The sequence below is a fragment of the Snodgrassella alvi genome (assembly GCF_002777425.1).
Classification (GTDB): Bacteria; Pseudomonadota; Gammaproteobacteria; order Burkholderiales; family Neisseriaceae; genus Snodgrassella; species Snodgrassella alvi_B.
The window spans coordinates 1-1,974 of record NZ_MDVC01000028.1; the positions used below are offsets into that span (position 1 = coordinate 1).

Below are 1,974 nucleotides of genomic sequence, written 5' to 3' on the forward strand. Positions count from 1 at the left end.
TCAATATCTGGGTAAACGTTATCATAATAATATCTTGTTATATTTTTAAAAGAAATTAAAAAAAACTCAATAATTGATAACGCATCAATTAAATTTTCTCCAGAAATTGTTATTTCTTCATTATCTTTTAGCATATCACTTCCTTTGAACTATTTTTGCATTTTTTGATAAAACTATATCTCCCTTAATTGTTAATTCTTCTGTGATGACATTTTTCTATAATATCTTGTCTGCAATCTAATTTGGGAGAGGTTAATTTATCAATTAGTTCTCCTACATCAATCTATTTTTTCAATGGTTCATGATATCCAATAAAATCTTTAATAATATAAATGTGTAAAAAATATATTTTTATTTTAATTTTTTATATTTAAATAATCTGAAAAAATTCTAAATATAGACAGCAATTCATTAAATGAAGTAAATTCTTCCCTTTTATTAATTTTATATTGATCAGTATTTAAATCTATTATTTCAGACATGCAACTTAGATCATCCCAAACAGTAAATCGTGCAATATAAATATCATTTTCAAAATCGATAACGATACTTTCTGATAAATCATTTTTATGATAAACATAAGAGTAGTTAGTATTTTTGGATATCCAAAATTTAAATTTATTTAACATTTTGATTGTATTTTTCCATTAATTTTTTCTGCCTTAACACGAATGTTATTTGCTTTAGGCATCTCAGGCACAGGGAATCCTTTACGTTGTGCTAAGCGACCTTCTAAAGAATTTGGTCCTACTATTTTTGCCCATCCTTCATTTGTGGGAATTATAGATTTTTTAGAAATATCAAATTCAACATATAAAGCTCCATTTTTTGCTTGTTTACCAAAAGCATTAACATCTGCTGGATAAGCCACGTGAGTTGTTCCTATTATGCTTTGTACTACTTTACCGCTATATACCATTTCTTGATATTCTGCTGATCCCATCCATCTGCCAACTGTAACTAATGACAGTCCCCACGGATCAATCCAAGTCAACCCATTAGGCGCATACTGATACAGATTCAAGCCACCCAGCAACCCAATCGGGTCTGGCTGGGTAAATCTACCTATATCCGGATCATAGTACCTGAAAGTATTGTAATGTAAGCCGGTTTCTCTGTCTAAATACTGTCCCTGATATCTGAGGTTTTGCTCTATGGGTTCGTGTTCGATTTCATGAATCCGTTTTCCCCATAACTGAAAGCTGCATTCCCACAGTATTTTACCGTTTGCATCGGTTAGCTCTTCTGGACACCCATTCAAATCAGTGTGGAAGTACATGACTTTTTCGGGGTCATTACCTCTTTTGTCTATCCGTGCCAGTGGTTCATAGCTGTTCTGGTCGGTATAGATATACAGGCTAGTGGGGTGATTCGGGCCAGTTTCCTGAATCATTCTTAACCCATCCCACAGGAAGCGGGTACGGTTGTAGGGTTTGTTGCTTACCCTCAGGAAGTCTGTTAAGCAATTTGCACCAAAATACCAGAGAATAAATTAACAACGTAATACGCCGCGTCATCAAAAATTATAAAGTCTTCTCGACTGGTGACTTAGTAAAGAAAGTAATTTATTTAGCAATATATATAGTTAGTATGACGAAGATAAACAGATATTGATATTGACTTGCAACTGAAAAGCATAATGAACCGCTTCATTACAGAATTTGGTGACAGAATTAACGGTTATCTGTAAAAGTGAAATACACAAAAAATTAAGATGTGGTCTATAATGTGCAAAGTTGATATTCATGGTATTTGTTGCAAAATAGCTCCCTTAGTTGCCGGTAAGAAATATTTTGGCCAAATAGTATATTTGTCATATATTGCCCCTATAAAACTAGCCTCATTTATTCTAATTGCATTTACATTTCCACCTTTTAAATTACTTCCGTTGAAATTTGCATTAAATAAATCAGCTCCTGATAAATTAACTCCTTGCAAATTAGCATTTAGTAAAAAAGCTCCATTTAACTTACA

The 1,974-nt window shown here is 32.3% G+C and carries 3 protein-coding genes; all 3 read right to left on the reverse strand.

What is annotated here, in order from left to right; translation table 11 throughout:
- Positions 1-356: 356 nt before the first annotated feature.
- Positions 357-629 carry an immunity protein TriTu family protein gene (locus tag BGI33_RS03215; RefSeq protein ID WP_100089920.1) on the reverse strand — a complete coding sequence of 91 codons (273 nt, stop codon included), beginning with the start codon at positions 627-629 and terminating at the stop codon, positions 357-359.
- On the reverse strand, positions 623-1,393 hold the full coding sequence (locus BGI33_RS13955; RefSeq protein ID WP_100114450.1) for an RHS repeat domain-containing protein: 771 nt from the start codon (positions 1,391-1,393) through the stop codon (positions 623-625). Before BGI33_RS13955 ends, BGI33_RS03215 begins: the two co-directional genes overlap by 7 nt.
- 350 nt (positions 1,394-1,743) lie before the next feature.
- Positions 1,744-1,974, reverse strand: a 231-nt coding sequence (locus BGI33_RS03225) for a pentapeptide repeat-containing protein (RefSeq protein ID WP_144235346.1), incomplete at its 5' end; no start/stop codon positions are given.